This window comes from Pseudomonas algeriensis, from assembly GCF_048847255.1.
Classification (GTDB): domain Bacteria; phylum Pseudomonadota; class Gammaproteobacteria; order Pseudomonadales; family Pseudomonadaceae; genus Aquipseudomonas.
Genome location: NZ_JBKKRK010000018.1, coordinates 1 through 18895, shown reverse-complemented (window position 1 = coordinate 18895; position 18895 = coordinate 1). Strand labels below are relative to the sequence as shown.

The window sequence follows — 18895 nt, the reverse complement described above, 5'->3', positions numbered from 1 at the left end:
TGTCAGTGATAGTCGAGGTAATCGACCAGTTCGATGTCGGACTCGATGAAGCGGAAGACAATTCGCCAGTTCCCTGAAACGCTCAGCGACCAATAATCGACCAGATCACCCTTGAGCGAATGCAATCGCCACCCGGGGATGTCCAGGTCGCTTGGCATGCATGCCCTGTCCATGAACTGAAGCATGCGAGCCAGCCGCTTCCCGTGGTCTGCCCGAATTCCCCGCGTCGAACCCGTTTCATAAAAGACCCTGAGGCCTTTGTGCTGGAAGGATTTAATCATGGAATGGAGTGTAAGGCGATACATTACAGCCTGTGCGATACATATGTACCGCACAGGCGCGCTGGACTCGTGCATTGGGGGCGGGCAATTGTCTTGGAACGCTCATCCCACCCCGAAGTCGTACCCCTTATGACGGCGGTTTTCCAAAACGCCGCGTGTACGACCAACCGTGAGGTGTTCCATGAGCGCGACCTTGTCCGAAGCGACGCAGGCGTCCTTCGTCCGTCATCCCATACGTCTGACACTCAATGGCGCGGTGCGCGAGTTGCAGGTGCTGCCCTGGACTACGTTGCTCGATTTGCTGCGCGAACAATTGGACCTGGTGGGCAGCAAAAAGGGCTGTGACCACGGCCAATGCGGCGCCTGCACGGTGCTGCGCGACGGCAAACGGATCAACGCCTGCCTGACCCTCGCGGTGATGTGCGACGGTGCCGAGCTGACCACCGTCGAGGGCCTGGCCAATGGCGACGAGTTGCATCCGATGCAACGGGCATTCATCAAGCATGACGCGTTCCAGTGCGGCTATTGCACTCCCGGGCAGATCTGTTCGGCGGTGGCGCTGGCCCACGAGGGGCGGGCGAGCACTGGCGCCGAAATCAGCGAGCTGATGAGCGGCAACCTCTGCCGATGCGGTGCCTACAACAACATTCGCGATGCCATCGAAGAAGCCCTGCCGCTCTTCCAGCAGACCGGAGGTGAGTCGTGAATCCCTTTCGCTACAGCAAGCCCGACACGCTGCAGGCCGCCGTCGAGCTGTCGAGTGCCGATTCGCGTTTCATCGCTGGCGGCACCAACCTGCTCGACCTGATGAAGGAAAACCTCACCCGCCCCCAGCACCTGATCGATATCACCGGGCTGCCCTTGGCCGACCTCAGCGAAACGCCATCGGGCGGGGTGATGATTGGCGCGTTGGTGAGTAACGCCGATCTGGCCTGGCACCCCTGGATCGAGCGCCGTTATCCGTTGCTCTCCCAGGCCATTCTTGCCGGTGCTTCGCCACAGCTGCGCAACATGGCCAGCACGGGTGGCAACCTGTTGCAGCGTACCCGTTGTTACTATTTTTATGACGCCGGTGTGCCGTGCAACAAACGCCGGCCTGGCAGTGGCTGCCCGGCTCGAAGCGGTTTGAACCGTATTCACGCGATTCTTGGGGCGAGCGATCAATGCGTCGCGACTCATCCCTCCGACATGTGCGTGGCACTGGCCGCGCTTGACGCGGTGGTCCATGTGCTGGGCCGGGGTGGTCCACGGACCATCGAATTCGCCGACTTCCATCGCCTGCCCGGCGACGCTCCGGACCGGGACAATCAACTGGCCGATGATGAACTGATCACCTATATCGAGCTGCCGCCCACAGGCTTCGCCGAACACAGCCAGTACTTGAAGATCCGTGACCGCGCGTCCTATGCCTTCGCTCTGATCTCGGTCGCCGCCGCGCTGGAGCTGGACGGGCCGGTGATTCGCCAGGCTCGCCTGGCCTTGGGTGGCGTGGCCCACAAGCCTTGGCGTGATCGATCCGTGGAGAGTTGGTTGGTGGGTCAGGCGGTCAGCCGCGAGACGTTCACGGCCGCCGCGGATGCGCTGCTGCAAGACGCCGAGCCGTTGGAGCACAACGGTTTCAAGGTCAAGTTGGCGCGCCGGGCGATTGTCCGCGCCTTGAGCGATGCCGCACTGGTGGGAGGAACCGCCCGATGAATGCACCGAGCAAAACCATAGGCCAGCCGCTGGACCGGGTCGATGGCCTCCTCAAGGTGACCGGTCGGGCCCGTTACGCCGGGGAATATCCGGAAGACGGCTTGTTGCACGGCAGTGTCGTATCCAGTGCCATCGCCCGGGGGCGGGTGGTGGGTATCGATGCTTCCCGCGCCCTGGCGCTGCCGGGTGTCGTTGCTGTGATCGATCATACCAATCGGCCCAAAATCGCCAGCTACGACGAACCCTATCAGGATGCCGACGCGGCGGAGGGCTCGCCGTTCCGGCCACTGTTCAACGACCAGATCCTCTATAGCGGCCAGCCGCTGGCCCTGGTGGTCGCCGAAAACCTGGAGCTGGCCCGTTATGCCGGCTCGCTGGTGGAGATCGAATACGAGGCTGAGGGGCATCAGACCGATCTGACAATCCTGCAAAACGAAGCTCATCCAGCACCTGCAGAACTGCCCAAGCCCCGTGGGAATTTTCAGGGCGAGTACGCGAGCGCAGCCCTGAGTGTGGACGTGTCCTACAGCACGCCGATAGAACACCACAACCCGATGGAGCCCCATGCCTCCACCGTGTTGTACCAACCCGACGCAAGCCTGCATATCCACGACAAGACCCAAGGCGCGCAAAACTGCCAGGCGTACGTGCAAAAAGTATTCGGGCTGGAAAAGGAGCAAGTGCGGGTATTTGCCGCCTACGTGGGCGGCGCGTTTGGTTCCGGCCTGCGTCCGCAATACCAATTGGCGCTCGCGGTGATGGCCGCGCTGCATCTCAAGCGTTCCGTACGGGTCAGCCTGACGCGCCAGCAGATGTTTACGTTTGGCTATCGGCCTCGGACATTCCAGCGCTTGCAATTGGGTGCTGCGGCCAACGGAAGATTGCTCGCGGTAGCGCATACCGCCATTGGCCAGACCTCGCGTTTCGAAGATTTTACCGAGCACGTGGTGGAGTGGAGCGGCATGCTCTATCACTGCGATAACGTGACACTGACGTACAAACTGGCGCCGTTGGACGTGTACACACCGCTGGACATGCGCGCCCCGGGCGCGGCCCTCGGGTTGATCGGGCTGGAGTGTGCCATGGACGAGCTGGCCTGCGCCCTGGCGATCGACCCGGTGCAGTTGCGTCTGATCAACTATGCCGAACGCAACGAAAACGAAGGCAAGCCCTATTCCAGCAAGGAGCTGCGGGCCTGTTACGCCCAGGGCGCCGACCGTTTCGGTTGGAGCAAGCGCAACCCCGAACCGCGCAGCATGCGCAGCGGCCGGCAACTGGTGGGTTGGGGCATGGCGGGCGGCGTGTGGGAAGCCATGCAGCAAAAAGCCAGTGCCCGCGCCTCGCTGGACGCCAACGGCAAGTTGACCGTCAGCAGCGCAACGACGGACATCGGCACCGGCACCTATACCGTCATGACTCAAATTGCCGCCGAGGCGTCAGGCGTTTCCCTTGAGGACGTCACCTTTGTCCTGGGCGACTCGTCGCTGCCAACGGCACCATTGCAGGGTGGTTCGTTTACCGTCTCGTCGGTGGGCACGGCGGTGCAGAAAGCCTGCGAAGCGCTCAGGGAAAAGCTGCTCGCCGTGGCCCGTCAGTCCTGTCCTGCCTTCAGCGGCGCGACCCTTGAGCAGGTAACATTCATCGACGGTGAACTGCGCATGGGCGAGGCCCGTGTCGCCCTGGCGGAGCTGGCGCAAAAAAGCGGTGAAATGCCGTTGCAGGCGGAGGTCGCCACCGGACCGGATGAAAAACGCCAGGCCTATGCGACCGCCACGCATTCGGCGGTTTTCGTTGAGGTGTTGGTGGATGAAGACCTTGGCACGGTGAAGGTCAACCGAGTGGTCAGCGCCATCGCGGCGGGCCGGGTAGTCAATCCGAAGACTGCCCGCAGCCAGATCCTCGGTGGGGTGGTCTGGGGCGTTGGCATGGCACTGCACGAAGAAACCTTGACCGACCATGCCCTTGGCCGCCACATGAACCACAATCTGGCCGAGTACCATGTGCCGGTGAATGCCGACATTGGCGAGATAGACGTGATATTTGTCGAAGAGCATGACGAAATCGTCAATGCCCTCGGGTCCAAGGGCGTCGGCGAAATCGGCATTGTCGGCGTGGCCGCGGCGGTGGCGAATGCGGTCTACCATGCCACGGGCAAACGGGTGCGGGATTTCCCCATCACCCTGGATAAGTTGCTCTAGGCTTTCGCCTCGTCCACCGGTTCGTGCATCCGGTCACGGTTGGCCAGGGTCGGGAACAGTTTGATCCAGGCCCCGGTCACCAGCAGCGTGCCGACGCCGCCCATGACCACCGCCGGCACCGTGCCGAACCAGTGGGCGGTGAGCCCGGACTCGAATTCGCCCAACTGGTTCGAGGCGCCGATAAACAACCCATTCACAGCGCTCACCCGACCGCGCATCTCGTCGGGCGTTTCCAACTGCACGAAGGAGGCGCGGATGACCATGCTGATCATGTCCGCCGCGCCCAGCACCACCAATACCGCCAGGGAGAACCAGAACGACGTGGAAAGGCCGAACGCAATGGTGGCGACGCCGAACACGCCCACGGCGGTAAACATTACCCGGCCGACCTTGCGCTCCACGGCAAACCGCGCCAGCCACAGCGACATCAGCAAGGCCCCGACCGCCGGCGCCGAACGCAACAGGCCCAGGCCCCAGGGGCCGGTGAGCAGGATGTCCTTGGCAAATACCGGCAACAGCGCGGTGGCGCCGCCCAACAGCACCGCAAACAAGTCCAGAGAGATCGCCCCTAGGATGTCCGGGCGGCTGCGAATGAAGCGAATACCGGCCAACAGCGAGTCGAGGGTCGCCTTGCCTTTATTCAGCGGTGTCTGCCGGGCGGGCAGGTTGAGCATCAGGCAGCAGGCGATGACATAGAGCAACACGGTTGGCCCATAGACCCAGACGCTGCCAAAGGCGTACAGCAAACCGCCCAGGGCCGGGGCGACGATGGTGGCCGATTGTTGTGCTGATTGCGCGGCGGCCACTGCCCGGGGAAACAACGCGGCAGGTACAATGCTCGGCAACAGCGCCTGGGTGGTCGGCATTTCGAAGGAGCGGGCCGCGCCGAGCAGGAACGCGAGAATGAAGATCATCTCGCGCGTAACGTTGTCGCTGGCGCTGCTAATCGCCAGGGTGAGGGCGATCATGGCTTGCAACGATTGGCAGATGGCCGCGACTTTACATCGATCGTATCGATCCGCCACGTGCCCGGTGTGCAGCATGAACAGCACCCGTGGGGCGAACTCCACGAGGCCGACGAGCCCCAGGTCCAGGACATTGCCGGTCAGTTGATAGAGGTTCCAGCCGATGGCCACGGTCAGCATCTGGAAACCGCTGGCGGTGAATATCCGAGCCAGCCAGAAAGCAATGAAGGGACGATGGTGACGGAGCAGAAGGGGCGCTTGGCTGGGCATCTGTGACGGGGTCCGGTGATGGGATGGTCGAGATTATCACTGAGCTGTAACAGGAAGTTGCGGTGGTTGGAAAAATAGTTAGCCAAACATCGATATTGGCTTGAGGGAACATTTGTGGCGAGGGGATTTAGCGAACGTCGCACCGCCCCGCTGGGGCGCTAAGCGGCCCCAAGCTTTTGCGAGTGCTGTGCAATCGAGCGGGATGAATCCCCTCGCCACAAGAGCTTTTACTTATGTCCTGAGCACCTGGGACAACCTGTCACGCGACAAAAGACCACGCCGTCCATCGGCCATATAGCGACTACTCTTTGAACATTGCTTGACCCAGGTCAATCCCCTTGGGGTGTTGTGCTGGCGGCCATTGGGCCAAAGTCCTGCGTTGTGACGGTTTAAAAAGAACGATTTTAAAAGCATCGCACTCCATATCCCTGGGGGCTGTGATGCAAGCCCCGCCCGCAGCCGGTTTTACCTGACAGAGGAAGACTTATGTTCGGTTTGGAGGCGCTCGATCTCGCCCGAATCCAGTTCGCGTTCACCATCTCGTTCCACATCCTGTTCCCGGCCATCACCATTGGCCTGGCGAGTTACCTGGCGGTACTCGAAGGCCTGTGGCTGAAGACACACGACGATACCTACCGCGACCTGTATCACTTCTGGTCGAAGATTTTCGCCGTCAACTTCGGCATGGGGGTGGTCTCCGGGCTGGTGATGGCCTATCAGTTCGGCACCAACTGGAGCCGTTTTTCGGATTTCGCTGGCGCTGTAACCGGGCCGCTCCTGACTTATGAAGTGCTCACGGCATTCTTCCTCGAAGCGGGCTTCCTCGGCGTAATGCTGTTCGGCTGGAATCGCGTGGGGCGTGGCTTGCACTTCTTTTCCACGGTCATGGTGGCGATCGGTACGCTGATCTCGACCTTCTGGATCCTGTCGTCCAACAGTTGGATGCAAACCCCGCAAGGCTACGAAATCATCGATGGCCGGGTCATTCCGGTGGACTGGCTGGCCGTGGTGTTCAACCCCTCGTTTCCGTTCCGGCTGATGCACATGTCGGTCGCGGCCTTTGTCGCCACCGCGTTTTTCGTCGGCTCGTCGGCGGCCTGGCACCTGCTGCGCGGTCGCGATAACCCGGCCATTCGCCGCATGTTGTCGATGGCGATGTGGATGGCCCTGCTGGTCGCGCCTGTCCAGGCGGTAATCGGTGACTTCCACGGTCTCAATACGCTGAAGCACCAGCCGGCAAAAATTGCCGCCATCGAAGGGCACTGGGAAAACGTCGGCGACGAACCCACGCCACTGATTCTGTTCGGCTGGCCGGACATGAAGGCCGAGCAAACCAAGTTCGCTGTGGAAATCCCGTACCTGGGCAGCTTGATCCTGACCCACTCGCTGACCGATCAGGTGCCGGCGCTGAAGGATTTCCCGCCTGAGGATCGACCGAATTCGACCATCGTGTTCTGGTCGTTCCGGGTCATGGTGGGCCTGGGGTTGCTGATGATATTCACTGGGCTGTGCAGCCTCTGGCTACGCCGCGGCAACCGGCTTTACCAATCCCGCCCGTTCCTGCATCTGGTGCTGTGGATGGGGCCTTCCGGGCTGATCGCGATCCTGGCCGGCTGGTTCACCACGGAAATCGGTCGCCAGCCGTGGGTAGTCTACGGCTTGATGCGCACGGCGGATGCGTCGTCCGGCCACAGCTTTGCACAGATGAGCTTCACCCTGGTCATGTTCGTGGTGGTGTATTTCGCGCTGTTCGGCGCGGGGTTGAGCTACATGATGCGTCTGGTGCGCAAGGGCCCGGTGGCGCAGGAAGCCGAGCCGACCGACGGTGGCCCCGGTCAGAAACGCACCCCGGCCCGTCCATTGTCGGCCGCCAACGAAGGCGACGACGAAGTGGACCACAACGACAGCTCGAACAAGGGGAATTGAGTCATGGGTATTGATCTTCCGCTGATCTGGGCCGTGGTCATCATCTTCGGCATCATGATGTACGTGATCATGGACGGCTTCGACCTGGGCATCGGCATTCTCTTCCCCTTCGTCAAGGGCGAGCGCGACCGCGACGTGATGATGAACACCGTCGCGCCGGTCTGGGACGGTAACGAGACCTGGCTGGTGCTGGGCGGGGCAGGGCTGTTCGGGGCGTTCCCGCTGGCGTATTCGGTGGTGCTCTCGGCATTGTACCTGCCGCTGATCCTGATGCTCATCGGGCTCATCTTCCGGGGCGTGGCGTTCGAGTTCCGCTTCAAGGCCAAGGCCGAGAAGCGGCATCTTTGGGACAAGGCATTTATCGGTGGCTCGCTGACGGCGACGTTCTTCCAGGGTGTCGCCCTGGGGGCGTTCATCGACGGCTTCGAAGTGGTCAACCGCCAGTTCGCCGGCGGTTCCCTGGACTGGCTCACGCCGTTCACCATGTTTTGCGGCCTGGCGCTGATCGCCGCCTATGCCTTGCTCGGCTGTACCTGGCTGATCATGAAGACCGAAGGCAAGCTGCAAGAACAGATGCATGACCTGGCCAGGCCGTTGGCCTTCGTGGTGCTGACGGTGATCGGTATCGTCAGCATCTGGACCCCACTGGCCCATGCCGATATCGCCGCGCGCTGGTTCACCTTGCCGAACCTGTTCTGGTTCCTGCCGGTGCCGATCCTGGTGTTGGTGACCATGTACGGGTTGTTCCGCGCCGTGGCCCGCAACGCCAACTACACGCCTTTCATCCTGACGCTGGTGCTGATTTTCCTGGGTTACAGCGGCCTTGGCATCAGCCTGTGGCCGAACATCGTGCCGCCGTCCATTTCGATCTGGGACGCCGCGTCGCCGCCACAGAGCCAGGGCTTCATGCTGGTCGGCACGTTGTTCATCATTCCGTTGATCCTGGTGTACACCTTCTGGAGCTACTACGTGTTCCGCGGCAAGGTGACCCATGACGATGGCTACCATTGACCGACCTGCGAGGTGCCGAAGATGGCCAAGCCTGACTTGAAAGACATCGAGGCCGCGGAAAAAAAGCCGCTATGGCAGCGGCTCGGTTGGCTGGCGGCGATTTGGGCCGGTAGCGTGCTGGCATTGTTCATCGTAGCCAGCTTGATGCGGATGTTCATGAACGCCGCGGGTTTGACGACTCATTGACGCAGTTATTTGCGGGCTTTGAGGATCACGAACTTCGGCGTGGCGGCCACCTGCTCGACACCGCGGAACAGCCGCGCCAGCTTGCTGTGATAGCCCAGGTGGCGGTTGCCGACGATGTACAGCGCGCCGCCGACCACCAACGCTTCACGGGCCTGCTGGAACATGCGCCAGGCAAGGAAATCGCCCACCACTAGCTGCTGATGGAAGGGCGGGTTGCACAGCACCACATCCAGGGACTGCGCTTCTTGCCCGGCCAAGCCATCGCCCGCCCTCACGATCACTTCGCGCTCGCCCAGGGCGGCTTGCCAGTTTTCGGCGGCTGATTGCACGGCCATGTACGACTCGTCCACCAGGGTGTAGCGAGCGTCCGGGTTAGCCAGCGCGCTGGCAATGGCCAGCACGCCGTTGCCGCAACCCAGGTCCGCAACACGCGCCGAGCCCAGGTTCTTGGGCAGGTGCGGCAGGAAGGCGCGGGTGCCGATGTCCAGCCCTTCACGGCAGAACACGTTGGCGTGATTGAGCAACTCGATGTTCGGCTCATCCAGCACATACCGAGTGGGGTAAGGGGAAGCGGCCGGTGTCCTCGGTTGCGGCGTGGCAATCAACAGACGGGCTTTCTTGACAGCGAGCGAGGCCTGCACCGGGCCGACGTAGCGCTCCATCAGGTCGCCTGCGGCCCGGGGGAGGTGCTTGACCATCGCGGCAGCGATCACCTGGGCCCCTGGTGCCAGTTGCCCTTGCAGCCGGATCAGTTGCTCCTCCAGCAGCGCCAGAGTCTTGGGCACCTTGACCAGGACGCAATCGAAAGGCCCCGTCAGCGCTTCGCTGGCCGGAACGATGGGCACCGTATCGAACGGCAAGCCGTTGCGCACCAGATTCTTTTCCAATGCCTGCAGCGCCAGGAACGAGTCACCGCTGCTGGTGACCTTGACCTTGCCTGCGAGGCTGGCCGCCAGGGCGCCGAAGCCATCATTGAGTACCAGAACCCGGGTTTCCGCGCCCGGTTGCTGTTCGGCCAGGTGCGCAAGCAGATATTCATCGGCAGCGTCGAACGCTTGCAGGGGTTCGTTCGGCTGTTCGGGCTGGCGGATCAGGTCGAGTTGGGCGAAGGGAGTATCGAGCAAGGGCATGGCTGGGACTCTGGCAAATCAACGGGTGTCCCGCTGCCTTGGGCAGGTCTGTCAGCGGGACCTCCTGAATGAACTGCGTCGCGGACTAGGCGCGTCATCATTCAAGTGGGGCCGTAAATGGTACGTTTTTTTGCCAGGCATTACCCGTGGGTTTTTGCAGACTGAGCGGTTACCTAGATCACATGGATGTGCGCAGCTTTCGCCACCGCCGAGATTTTATTGGTCACGTTCAACTTCCGCATGCAGCTGCAGACATGGAAATTCACGGTACGTTCGGACAGGCACAGGATGCGCCCGACCTCCGACGCCGTCTTTCCTTCGGCGGACCACCTCAGCACTTCGATCTCCCGGGGGGAGAGGTGGTAGGTTTGCGGGGGCACCATATTGTTGTCGACCAGCTTCTTGCCCGCCAGAGCATGCAGTTTCTGGCTGGCGAAGATGGCATAGCCAAGGTTCCCATAGTGTTCGTCGGCATTGATCGGACAATGCGTCCTGGCGAGGCTGAATAAACTGTAATGGGAGCCGTGCTCATCATGTATCGCTTGTGTCCAGCCGTGCCTGAGACCCTGTCGGTTAAGTTCCCGCCATAACTTGGGTGCTTCGGAAAATGCACTCTCACTCCACAGGATCGGTAATGCGGACTGGTTGCAATGCGCCACTATTGGGTCATTGTTGACGTAACCATTTTGTTCATAAAGCCGGTCCCATCCATAAGGGTAATTATTAATATTGATCTTGCTGGCATACCGATCGGGAACGCCCGAGTATGCGGCAAAGGCACAGTATTCAAATCCTTGAAAATTAAAGAAATCCAGTACCAGACGATAGGCCCTTTGCAAGTCCTTTTCACATGACAGTTTTCGCAGTTGCAAGTCCTTCCACTCGTCCATCGCATTTCTCCTTTGGAACTTTCAACGAGGTGGATCCAATCGGTGACGCGAAAATGAGTGTAGGACTTTTCCTTGCTCTGTAGTTAGATTTTTTTCTTTTGTCTGGTGTCGTCGCTATTGACGTAGGCACTTTACTAATAGTGTTTTTGATACATGTTTTTTACTTTGTAGAGCTTTATCCGCCGATGTACAAGGTGGGTGGCTTAACGCTATCAATCTTCGACGGTGGTTAATATCCTCACTTTGCGGGACACTGCAGGCCTTGTTCGATTGGAGTGCCCCATGACCGACAATGCAGAAAAGTTTACCCGCCAGAGACTGGTCGACGTACAAACGTTGACGCCTCACTTGTTTACGCTACGCACCACCAGGGATCGCGGTTTCCGCTTCCGGGCTGGTCAGTTCGCCCGGCTCGGTGTCGTCAAGGCGGATGGGAGCACCGTCTGGCGTGCTTATTCTATGGTGTCATCGCCGTTCGACGAGTTTCTCGAGTTCTTTTCGATCGTCGTCCCGGGCGGTGAATTCACCAGCGAGCTGAGCCGTCTGAAACCAGGGGATAATCTGCTGGTCGAGCGCCAGGCCTTTGGCTATTTGACGCTGGACCGTTTTGTCGACGGTCGTGATCTATGGCTGTTGTCCACGGGAACGGGTGTCGCCCCGTTTCTTTCGATCCTGCAGGATTTCGAGGTCTGGGAAAAATTCGAACGGATCATCCTCGTCTACAGTGCGCGGGAGGCCAGGGAACTGGCGTACCAAGACCTTATCGAGGGGTTGTTCCAGCGAGACTACCTGGCCGAATACGCGCATAAGTTCCGGTTTATATCAACCGTCACCCGTGAGCAGGTTCCAGAGGCCCTTAACGGGCGAATCACTACGTTGATAGAAAACGGTGAGCTGGAACGGGTCGCCGGTGTCCCGCTGACGCCTGAGCATTCCCGGGTCATGCTGTGCGGCAATCCCCAGATGATTGACGACACGCGCAAGCTGCTCAAGGCCAGGGGCCTGCAACTGAGCCTCACCCGCCGGCCCGGCCAGGTAGCGGTGGAAAACTATTGGTAGAAAAATGGCGTCCCGGGGACGCCATTTCTAGGCGCGGGAATATCAGGGCCGTTCGTTCTGGGCCTTGAGCAAGTCGCGGATCTCACTCAGCAATAGCTCTTCCTTTGTCGGCACAGGGGGGGCGCTCGGGGCGACGGCTTCTTCGCGCTTGAGCCGGTTGATGGCCTTGACGCCCATGAAGATCGCGAACGCGACGATGATGAAGTCCACTGTGCTCTGGATGAATTTGCCATAGGCCAGCACAACTGCCGGCGTATCGCCTTGGGCGGCCTTGAGGGTGATGGCCAGGTCGCTGAAGTCCACCCCGCCGATCAGAAGGCCGATCGGAGGCATGACCACGTCACCCACGAACGACGAAACGATCTTGCCGAAAGCAGCACCGATGATGATCCCGACGGCCATGTCGACGACATTGCCTTTGACCGCGAAGGCCTTGAACTCGCTTAGCACGCCCATGAATGATTCCTTGTGACAGATGAGTTGATAGCCGCAGTGTAAGCCAGTCATCGGTGTCTCGCTCGACATGATTGCTTACAAAGCGTGCCTGTAATCGACCCGGCCCCCCGCGAAAAGTTTACAAAGTGCCACCAATCGCGCGCGATACGCGCTTCAGGGCTGACTCCCTATATTGTTTTTTCTATCAGCGCGGTATGGCATTTCTATTTAGGTTTTCATTTTCCGAGCACTAGCCTCTGAAAGGCGCACATGGATGCGCTTTATAAAATCAGAGGAAACTTCAATGAACACTTCCCTTGGCCTCGGCGCTATGTCCGGTCGCCGTTCCCTTGTTGTGCTGACCGCCAGCCTGTTTTCCCTGTCCATCCATGCCGCCACGCTGACTCGCGATAATGGTGCAGCGGTAGGCGACAACCAGAACTCGCAAACGGCGGGGCCCAATGGCCCAACCTTGCTGCAGGATGTGCAACTGATCCAGAAGCTCCAGCGGTTCGACCGCGAACGTATCCCCGAGCGCGTCGTCCATGCCCGTGGCACCGGTGCCCATGGCGAATTTACCGTGTCCAATGATTTAAGCGACCTGACCAAGGCCAAGGTCTTCGCGGCGGGGCAGGTCACGCCAGTGTTCGTACGTTTTTCCGCCGTGGTGCATGGCAACCATTCGCCCGAGACGCTGCGCGACCCTCGTGGCTTTGCCACCAAGTTCTATACGGCGGATGGCAACTGGGATCTGGTGGGCAATAACTTCCCGACATTTTTCATTCGTGACGCCATCAAGTTTCCTGACATGGTCCACGCGTTCAAACCCGATCCGCGAACCAACCTGGATGATGACTCCCGTCGTTTCGACTTCTTTTCCCATGTTCCAGAAGCGACTCGCACCCTGACCGAGTTGTATTCAAACTCCGGGACACCAGCCAGTTACCGCGAGATGGACGGTAACGGTGTACATGCTTACAAACTGATCAACTCAAAGGGCGAGATCAGTTACGTAAAGTTTCATTGGAAAAGTTTGCAGGGCCTCAAAAATCTCGACCCGAAAGAAGTGGTGAAAGTACAAGGACAGGATTACAGCCATATGACCAACGATTTGGTCAGCCATATCAATAAGGGGGACTTTCCAAAGTGGGACTTGTTCGTCCAGGTGCTCAAGCCTCAGGACCTGGCCAAGTTTGACTTCGATCCATTGGACGCGACCAAGATATGGCCGGATGTTCCTGAGCGAAAAGTTGGGCAAATGGTGTTGAACCGTAATCCGGCGAATGTTTTCCAGGAAACCGAACAAGTGGCAATGGCGCCGGCGAACCTGGTGCCGGGTATCGAGCCTTCGGAAGATCGGTTGTTGCAGGGGCGGGTGTTTTCCTATGCCGATACGCAAATGTACCGGGTTGGGCCGAACGCGCTGCAGTTGCCAATCAATGCCCCCAAGGTCGCTGTCAACAACGGCAACCAGGATGGCGCGATGAATTTTGGCAAGACCAGCACCGGCGTGAATTACCAGCCGAGCCGCTTGATGCCCCGTGAAGAACAACAAGCGGCGCGCTATAGCCAGGCCGAGCTGACCGGTAGCACCCAACAGGCGAAAATCCAGCGCGAGCAGAACTTCAAGCAGGCGGGCGACCTGTACCGCTCGTTCAACCAAAAGGAGCGCAGTGACTTGATCGAGAGTTTTGGTGGGTCTTTGGCGACTACCGATGACGAGAGCAAGCACATCATCCTGTCGTTCCTCTACAAGGCCGATCCTGAATACGGGACGGGAGTGGCCCGTGTCGCCAAGGGCGACCTGGCGCGGGTCAAGGCGCTGGCCGGGAAGCTGAGCGACTGATCCGCTTATGGGAGCCGAGTGGGTTCGGCTCCCATAATTCGCAGTCGCATGGAGAGGTCATGATGTGTAAGTTCCTTTCATTGATATTAGTCACATGGTCATGGGCTGTGCTGGCCGATCAGGCTCCGACCGCCGGCGCGGATGAGGTGCGGGCACAGTTGCAAGATTATTATTTCGATGCCGCCCGCCGGGGCGATGTGCCGATGCTCGATACCTTCATCGAGGCCGGCTATTCGCTGGACACGCGGGATGAGAAGGGCTACACCGCGCTGATCCTGGCGGCGTATCACGGTCATGGCCCGGCGGTTGAGCGTCTGTTGGTCGCCGGGGCGGATGCCTGTGCCCAGGACAAACGTGGCAACACCGCGTTGATGGGGGCGATTTTCAAGGGCGAAGTGCAGATCGCGCGTCGTTTATTGTCCACCGATTGCAGCCCAGACCAGCGCAACGGTGCCGGGCAGACCGCCGCGATGTATGCCGGTCTGTTCAAGCGTGGCGAGTTGCTCGATGCCCTGAGGGCCAAGGGGGCCGACCTGGAGGCCAGGGATCCGTTGGGCAACACCCCGGCAGATCTGGCAAAGGGTGAAATCAGAATGCCGGCCCCGCGGTAAAGCCCGGCTGTTATCATCGCGGTTTTTACCCGGAGTTCAGATGGCCAAGGCAAAGCGCATGTACGGCTGCACCGAGTGCGGCTCGACCTTTCCCAAATGGGCCGGCCAATGCAGCGAATGCGGGGCCTGGAACACTCTGACCGAAACCATGGTGGAAAGCGGCGGCGCGGCGGCGCCCACCGGGCGTACGGGCTGGGCCGGCCAGCAGGCGCAGATCAAGACGCTGGCCGAGGTCAGCGTTGAGGAAATTCCGCGTTTCTCCACGGCATCCGGTGAGCTGGACCGCGTGCTGGGCGGTGGTCTGGTGGACGGTTCGGTGGTGTTGATTGGCGGCGATCCGGGCATCGGCAAGTCCACCATCCTGTTGCAGACGTTGTGCAATCTCGCCACGCGCATGCCGGCGCTGTATGTCACTGGCGAAGAATCCCAGCAGCAGGTGGCCATGCGCGCCCGGCGCCTGGGGTTGCCCCAGGATCAGTTGCGAGTCATGACCGAGACTTGCATCGAAACGATCATCGCCACGGCGCGCCTGGAAAAACCCAAGGTCATGGTGATCGACTCGATCCAGACAATTTTTACCGAACAACTGCAATCGGCCCCGGGCGGCGTGTCCCAGGTGCGAGAGAGCGCTGCGTTGCTGGTGCGTTACGCCAAGCAGAGCGGCACGGCGATTTTCCTGGTAGGCCACGTCACCAAGGAAGGCGCGTTGGCAGGGCCACGGGTGCTGGAGCACATGGTCGATACCGTGCTGTATTTCGAAGGCGAATCCGATGGTCGCCTGCGATTGCTGCGGGCGGTGAAGAATCGCTTCGGCGCCGTCAACGAACTGGGTGTATTTGGCATGACCGACAGGGGCTTGAAGGAAGTATCCAACCCCTCGGCGATCTTTCTGACACGCGCCCAGGAAGAAGTTCCAGGCAGCGTTGTCATGGCTACGTGGGAAGGCACCCGACCGATGCTGGTGGAAGTGCAGGCGTTGGTGGATGACAGTCACCTGGCGAACCCGCGCCGTGTCACGTTGGGGTTGGATCAGAACCGATTGGCGATGTTGCTGGCTGTCCTGCACCGGCACGGCGGGATTCCTACGCACGACCAAGACGTTTTTCTCAACGTGGTGGGCGGAGTCAAGGTGCTGGAGACCGCATCCGACCTGGCACTGATGGCAGCGGTCATGTCCAGCCTGCGAAACCGGCCGCTGCCCCACGATTTGTTGGTGTTTGGGGAAGTGGGGTTGTCGGGAGAAGTGCGACCGGTGCCCAGTGGCCAGGAGCGGCTGAAAGAAGCGGCCAAGCATGGCTTCAAGCGCGCCATCGTGCCCAAGGGCAATGCGCCGAAGGAGGCGCCGGCGGGGTTGCAGATCATCGCGGTGACACGTCTGGAGCAGGCGTTGGATGCGTTGTTCGAATAGCACCGAGGCGGGTGCGGTCCACTGTGGTGAGCGGATTTATCTGTGGCGAGGGGATTTATCCCCGCTGGGCTGCGCAGCAGCCCCAAAAAAGCGACCCCAATCAACCTGGCACACCGAGTTGTCAGGTTTAGGGCTGCTTTGCAGCCCAGCGGGGATAAATCCCCTCGCCACAGGGGGCACCGCTGGATTCAAATCTGGATCAGCGCCGCCAGCTCCCGCTCCAGTTCATCATGGTCGGCCAGGTTCAGTTCCACCAATCGACGCAAGTGGGCGATGGAATCCAGGTCGATATGCTCGCAGACGAAGCCCAGGTGGCCGTGGTCGTCGTGAGCCAGCCGGACTTCCATCTTGACCTCTGCCTCCGAGCTCAGGTGGATGTCTGCCATGAAAGGCGCCTCGGGATCACCGAGCCAAGGCTGGGGCTTTTCGATCAGCAGCCCCTTGAGGGACAGGTCCAGCAACTTCACTGGCCAGATGAAGGGCCCTTGGCTCAGTTCGGTCTTGGCATGGAATTCAATTCGTACGAAGCGGCGGCGTTCGCTCATTACCCATTCCCCCTGAAGATCCACTGACTATAGACCCAACTGGCGCGCCGTCGTTGTCGTTCGGTCAGTGGCCGACGAATGTCGGGGTATGGCCTTTACGCTGGTTAGCGCTAAACTCCAGTGGCTATCTTTCTTGTCCACCCTGGCTGGAATATAAAAATGAAAAACAATAATAGCCTGCTACGCCATCTGCCCTGGCTACTGCTGGCCGTCGTAGGAGCGTGCGCCCTGGGCGTCGTGGCATTGCGCCGAGGCGAGGCGATCAACGCCCTCTGGATCGTCGTCGCAGCCGTGGCCATTTACCTGGTCGCCTATCGCTACTACAGCCTCTTCATCGCCAACAACGTGATGCAACTCGATGCGCGCCGGGCCACGCCTGCCGTGCTCAACAACGATGGCCTGGACTACGTCCCGACCAACAAGCACATCCTGTTCGGCCACCACTTCGCGGCCATTGCCGGCGCGGGGCCGCTGGTCGGGCCGGTGCTGGCCGCGCAGATGGGCTACCTGCCCGGCACGCTCTGGCTGATCGCCGGCGTGGTGCTGGCCGGTGCGGTGCAGGACTTCATGGTCCTGTTCCTGTCCACCCGCCGCAACGGTCGCTCCCTGGGCGACATGGTGCGCGAGGAAATGGGCCGCATTCCCGGCACCATCGCGCTGTTCGGCTGCTTCCTGATCATGATCATCATCCTCGCGGTGCTGGCGCTGATCGTGGTCAAGGCCCTGGCCGAGAGCCCTTGGGGCATCTTCACGGTGATGGCGACCATCCCGATCGCGATGTTCATGGGCATCTACATGCGCTACATCCGCCCGGGCCGCATCGGCGAGATCTCGATCATCGGCGTGCTGTTGCTGTTGGGTTCGATCTGGCTGGGCGGGCAGATCGCCGCCGATCCGGTCTGGGCCAAGGCCTTCACCTTCACCGGAATCCAGATCACCTGGATGCTGATCGGCTACGGTTTTGTCGCGGCGGTCCTGCCGGTGTGGCTGATCCTGGCGCCACGGGACTACCTGTCGACCTTCCTCAAGATCGGCACCATCGTCGCCCTGGCGATCGGCATCCTGGTCACCATGCCCGAGCTGAAAATGCCCGCGCTGACTCAGTTCACCGACGGCACCGGGCCGGTGTGGAAGGGCGGCTTGTTCCCGTTCCTGTTCATCACCATCGCCTGCGGCGCGGTCTCGGGTTTCCATGCGCTGATCTCCTCGGGCACCACGCCCAAGCTGCTGGATAACGAAACCAACGCCCGCTACATCGGTTACGGCGGCATGCTGATGGAATCCTTCGTGGCCATCATGGCGATGGTTGCCGCCTCGGTGATCGAGCCGGGCGTGTACTTCGCCATGAACAGCCCGGCGGCGATCGTCGGCACTGACGTGGTGGCCGTGGCCCAGACCGTCAGCAGTTGGGGCTTTGCAATCACCCCCGACGCGCTGCAAGCGGTGGCCAAGGACATCGGTGAGACCACCATCCTGGCCCGTGCCGGCGGTGCGCCGACCCTGGCGGTCGGTATCGCGCAGATCCTGCACTCGGTGCTGCCGGGTGAGAACACCATGGCCTTCTGGTACCACTTCGCGATCCTGTTCGAAGCGCTGTTCATCCTCACCGCGGTGGACGCCGGCACCCGTGCCGGGCGGTTCATGCTGCAGGATCTGCTCGGCTCGTTCGTGCCGGCCCTCAAGCGAACCGAATCCTGGACCGCCAACCTGATCGCCACTGCCGGCTGCGTCGCGCTGTGGGGTTACTTGCTGTACCAGGGCGTGATCGATCCGCTGGGCGGCATCAACACCTTGTGGCCGCTGTTCGGCATCTCCAACCAGATGCTGGCCGGTATCGCGCTGATGCTCGCCACCGTGGTGCTGATCAAGATGAAGCGCCAACGCTACGTCTGGGTCACGCTGCTGCCGGCGAGCTGGCTGCTGATCTGCACCACCACCGCGGGCCTGATCAAGCTGTTCGACGCCAACCCGGCGATCGGCTTCCTGGCCCTGGCGCGCAAATACAACGATGCCCTGGCCGCCGGCCAGATCCTGGCCCCGGCCAAGAGCATCGAGCAGATGCAGCACGTGGTGTTCAATGCCTACACCAACGCAACGCTGACGGTATTGTTCCTGTTCGTGGTCTTCAGCATCCTGTTCTACGCGCTCAAGGTCGGCATCGCCGCCTGGGGCACGAAAGAGCGCACGGACAAAGAAGCGCCATTCCAGGCCCTGCCGGACGCTTGATAGAGGATTGCAACGATGTTCAATGACTTGAGTCGCCTCGGTAAATACCTCGGTCAGGCCGCCCGCCTGATGGTCGGCATGCCCGACTACGACAACTACGTCGAGCACATGCAAACCAAGCACCCGGACAAGCCGCTGATGGACTACGAGGCGTTCTTCCGAGAGCGCCAAGAGGCCCGTTACGGCGGCAAGGCCGGGCCCAAGTGCTGTTGA

The 18895-nt window shown here is 60.7% G+C and carries 18 protein-coding genes; 12 read left to right on the top strand and 6 right to left on the bottom strand.

Translation table 11 applies throughout. The annotated features are described in order from the left end of the window. Positions 1-2: 2 nt before the first annotated feature. Positions 3-281, bottom strand: a complete 279-nt coding sequence (locus ACLK1G_RS21705; protein ID WP_420767284.1) for a type II toxin-antitoxin system RelE/ParE family toxin — start codon at positions 279-281, stop codon at positions 3-5. 181 nt (positions 282-462) lie between these two features. On the opposite strand from ACLK1G_RS21705, the gene ACLK1G_RS21700 reads away from it, so the two are divergent. From ACLK1G_RS21700 to ACLK1G_RS21690, 3 genes are read left to right on the top strand one after another with little or no spacing between them, the layout of a single operon-like run. Then, positions 463-987, top strand: a complete 525-nt coding sequence (locus ACLK1G_RS21700; protein WP_420767283.1) for a (2Fe-2S)-binding protein — start codon at positions 463-465, stop codon at positions 985-987. Further along, on the top strand, positions 984-1976 hold the full coding sequence (locus ACLK1G_RS21695; protein WP_420767282.1) for an FAD binding domain-containing protein: 993 nt from the start codon (positions 984-986) through the stop codon (positions 1974-1976). Before ACLK1G_RS21700 ends, ACLK1G_RS21695 begins: the two co-directional genes overlap by 4 nt. Then, a complete protein-coding gene (locus ACLK1G_RS21690; RefSeq protein ID WP_420767281.1) occupies positions 1973-4174 on the top strand; it encodes a xanthine dehydrogenase family protein molybdopterin-binding subunit in 2202 nt (733 codons plus the stop codon). Before ACLK1G_RS21695 ends, ACLK1G_RS21690 begins: the two co-directional genes overlap by 4 nt. Here the strand turns inward: ACLK1G_RS21690 and ACLK1G_RS21685 are convergent. Then, the gene (locus ACLK1G_RS21685) at positions 4171-5409 is read right to left on the bottom strand and encodes an MFS transporter (protein WP_420767280.1); all 1239 of its coding nucleotides are present in this window, start codon (positions 5407-5409) and stop codon (positions 4171-4173) included. The two genes, ACLK1G_RS21690 and ACLK1G_RS21685, sit on opposite strands and share 4 nt — an antisense overlap. Before the next feature lie 486 nt (positions 5410-5895). On the opposite strand from ACLK1G_RS21685, the gene ACLK1G_RS21680 reads away from it, so the two are divergent. Genes ACLK1G_RS21680 through ACLK1G_RS21670 form a run of 3 tightly spaced genes read left to right on the top strand, consistent with a single transcriptional unit; the run spans position 5896 to position 8532 of the window. Continuing rightward, positions 5896-7335, top strand: a complete 1440-nt coding sequence (locus ACLK1G_RS21680; protein WP_420767279.1) for a cytochrome ubiquinol oxidase subunit I — start codon at positions 5896-5898, stop codon at positions 7333-7335. A 3-nt stretch (positions 7336-7338) separates the two neighbouring features. Continuing rightward, complete coding sequence (cydB, locus tag ACLK1G_RS21675) at positions 7339-8346, top strand: cytochrome d ubiquinol oxidase subunit II (protein ID WP_420767278.1); 1008 nt, start codon at positions 7339-7341, stop codon at positions 8344-8346. Positions 8347-8367: 21 nt separating this feature from the next. Beyond that, positions 8368-8532 carry a DUF2474 domain-containing protein gene (locus tag ACLK1G_RS21670; RefSeq protein ID WP_080942585.1) on the top strand — a complete coding sequence of 55 codons (165 nt, stop codon included), beginning with the start codon at positions 8368-8370 and terminating at the stop codon, positions 8530-8532. A 5-nt stretch (positions 8533-8537) separates the two neighbouring features. Here the strand turns inward: ACLK1G_RS21670 and ACLK1G_RS21665 are convergent, their stop codons facing one another. Together ACLK1G_RS21665 and ACLK1G_RS21660 are read right to left on the bottom strand one after the other, a co-directional pair. Next, positions 8538-9662, bottom strand: a complete 1125-nt coding sequence (locus ACLK1G_RS21665) for a methyltransferase (protein WP_420767277.1) — start codon at positions 9660-9662, stop codon at positions 8538-8540. 173 nt (positions 9663-9835) lie between these two features. After that, the gene (locus tag ACLK1G_RS21660; protein WP_420767276.1) at positions 9836-10552 is read right to left on the bottom strand and encodes an autoinducer binding domain-containing protein; all 717 of its coding nucleotides are present in this window, start codon (positions 10550-10552) and stop codon (positions 9836-9838) included. 282 nt (positions 10553-10834) lie between these two features. Between ACLK1G_RS21660 and ACLK1G_RS21655 the strand changes: the two genes are divergently transcribed. Next, a complete protein-coding gene (locus ACLK1G_RS21655) occupies positions 10835-11611 on the top strand; it encodes a ferredoxin--NADP reductase (RefSeq protein ID WP_420767275.1) in 777 nt (258 codons plus the stop codon). 42 nt (positions 11612-11653) lie between these two features. On the opposite strand, the gene mscL is transcribed toward ACLK1G_RS21655, so the two are convergent. Then, on the bottom strand, positions 11654-12067 hold the full coding sequence (mscL, locus tag ACLK1G_RS21650) for a large-conductance mechanosensitive channel protein MscL (RefSeq protein WP_420767274.1): 414 nt from the start codon (positions 12065-12067) through the stop codon (positions 11654-11656). 283 nt (positions 12068-12350) lie between these two features. Here mscL and katB point away from each other — a divergent pair, with 283 nt between their 5' ends. The 3 genes from katB to radA all read left to right on the top strand — a co-directional run bounded on the left by katB (position 12351) and on the right by radA (position 15911). After that, positions 12351-13892 (top strand): catalase KatB, encoded by a 1542-nt coding sequence (gene katB / locus ACLK1G_RS21645; RefSeq protein ID WP_420767273.1) that lies wholly within the window; start codon positions 12351-12353, stop codon positions 13890-13892. A 62-nt stretch (positions 13893-13954) separates the two neighbouring features. Next, complete coding sequence (locus tag ACLK1G_RS21640) at positions 13955-14503, top strand: ankyrin repeat domain-containing protein (RefSeq protein ID WP_420767357.1); 549 nt, start codon at positions 13955-13957, stop codon at positions 14501-14503. A 40-nt stretch (positions 14504-14543) separates the two neighbouring features. Further along, positions 14544-15911, top strand: coding sequence for a DNA repair protein RadA (gene radA, locus ACLK1G_RS21635; RefSeq protein ID WP_030140305.1), 1368 nt, complete (start codon positions 14544-14546; stop codon positions 15909-15911). A 188-nt stretch (positions 15912-16099) separates the two neighbouring features. Here the strand turns inward: radA and ACLK1G_RS21630 are convergent, their stop codons facing one another. Then, the gene (locus ACLK1G_RS21630; protein ID WP_420767272.1) at positions 16100-16456 is read right to left on the bottom strand and encodes a PilZ domain-containing protein; all 357 of its coding nucleotides are present in this window, start codon (positions 16454-16456) and stop codon (positions 16100-16102) included. Positions 16457-16615: 159 nt separating this feature from the next. Here ACLK1G_RS21630 and ACLK1G_RS21625 point away from each other — a divergent pair, with 159 nt between their 5' ends. Continuing rightward, a complete protein-coding gene (locus ACLK1G_RS21625; protein ID WP_420767271.1) occupies positions 16616-18682 on the top strand; it encodes a carbon starvation CstA family protein in 2067 nt (688 codons plus the stop codon). Positions 18683-18697: 15 nt separating this feature from the next. Further along, the gene (locus ACLK1G_RS21620) at positions 18698-18895 is read left to right on the top strand and encodes a YbdD/YjiX family protein (protein WP_072390895.1); all 198 of its coding nucleotides are present in this window, start codon (positions 18698-18700) and stop codon (positions 18893-18895) included.

Coding starts and splice junctions, on each gene's coding strand:
- mscL (WP_420767274.1), bottom strand. CDS start 12,067: ATGGGCGTGCTAAGCGAGTTCAAGGCCTTCGCGGTCAAAGGCAATGTC.
- katB (WP_420767273.1), top strand. CDS start 12,351: ATGAACACTTCCCTTGGCCTCGGCGCTATGTCCGGTCGCCGTTCCCTT.
- ACLK1G_RS21670 (WP_080942585.1), top strand. CDS start 8,368: ATGGCCAAGCCTGACTTGAAAGACATCGAGGCCGCGGAAAAAAAGCCG.
- ACLK1G_RS21640 (WP_420767357.1), top strand. CDS start 13,955: ATGTGTAAGTTCCTTTCATTGATATTAGTCACATGGTCATGGGCTGTG.
- ACLK1G_RS21660 (WP_420767276.1), bottom strand. CDS start 10,552: ATGGACGAGTGGAAGGACTTGCAACTGCGAAAACTGTCATGTGAAAAG.
- ACLK1G_RS21700 (WP_420767283.1), top strand. CDS start 463: ATGAGCGCGACCTTGTCCGAAGCGACGCAGGCGTCCTTCGTCCGTCAT.
- ACLK1G_RS21625 (WP_420767271.1), top strand. CDS start 16,616: ATGAAAAACAATAATAGCCTGCTACGCCATCTGCCCTGGCTACTGCTG.
- ACLK1G_RS21620 (WP_072390895.1), top strand. CDS start 18,698: ATGTTCAATGACTTGAGTCGCCTCGGTAAATACCTCGGTCAGGCCGCC.
- ACLK1G_RS21705 (WP_420767284.1), bottom strand. CDS start 281: ATGATTAAATCCTTCCAGCACAAAGGCCTCAGGGTCTTTTATGAAACG.
- radA (WP_030140305.1), top strand. CDS start 14,544: ATGGCCAAGGCAAAGCGCATGTACGGCTGCACCGAGTGCGGCTCGACC.
- ACLK1G_RS21680 (WP_420767279.1), top strand. CDS start 5,896: ATGTTCGGTTTGGAGGCGCTCGATCTCGCCCGAATCCAGTTCGCGTTC.
- ACLK1G_RS21630 (WP_420767272.1), bottom strand. CDS start 16,456: ATGAGCGAACGCCGCCGCTTCGTACGAATTGAATTCCATGCCAAGACC.
- ACLK1G_RS21685 (WP_420767280.1), bottom strand. CDS start 5,409: ATGCCCAGCCAAGCGCCCCTTCTGCTCCGTCACCATCGTCCCTTCATT.
- ACLK1G_RS21690 (WP_420767281.1), top strand. CDS start 1,973: ATGAATGCACCGAGCAAAACCATAGGCCAGCCGCTGGACCGGGTCGAT.
- ACLK1G_RS21655 (WP_420767275.1), top strand. CDS start 10,835: ATGACCGACAATGCAGAAAAGTTTACCCGCCAGAGACTGGTCGACGTA.
- cydB (WP_420767278.1), top strand. CDS start 7,339: ATGGGTATTGATCTTCCGCTGATCTGGGCCGTGGTCATCATCTTCGGC.
- ACLK1G_RS21665 (WP_420767277.1), bottom strand. CDS start 9,662: ATGCCCTTGCTCGATACTCCCTTCGCCCAACTCGACCTGATCCGCCAG.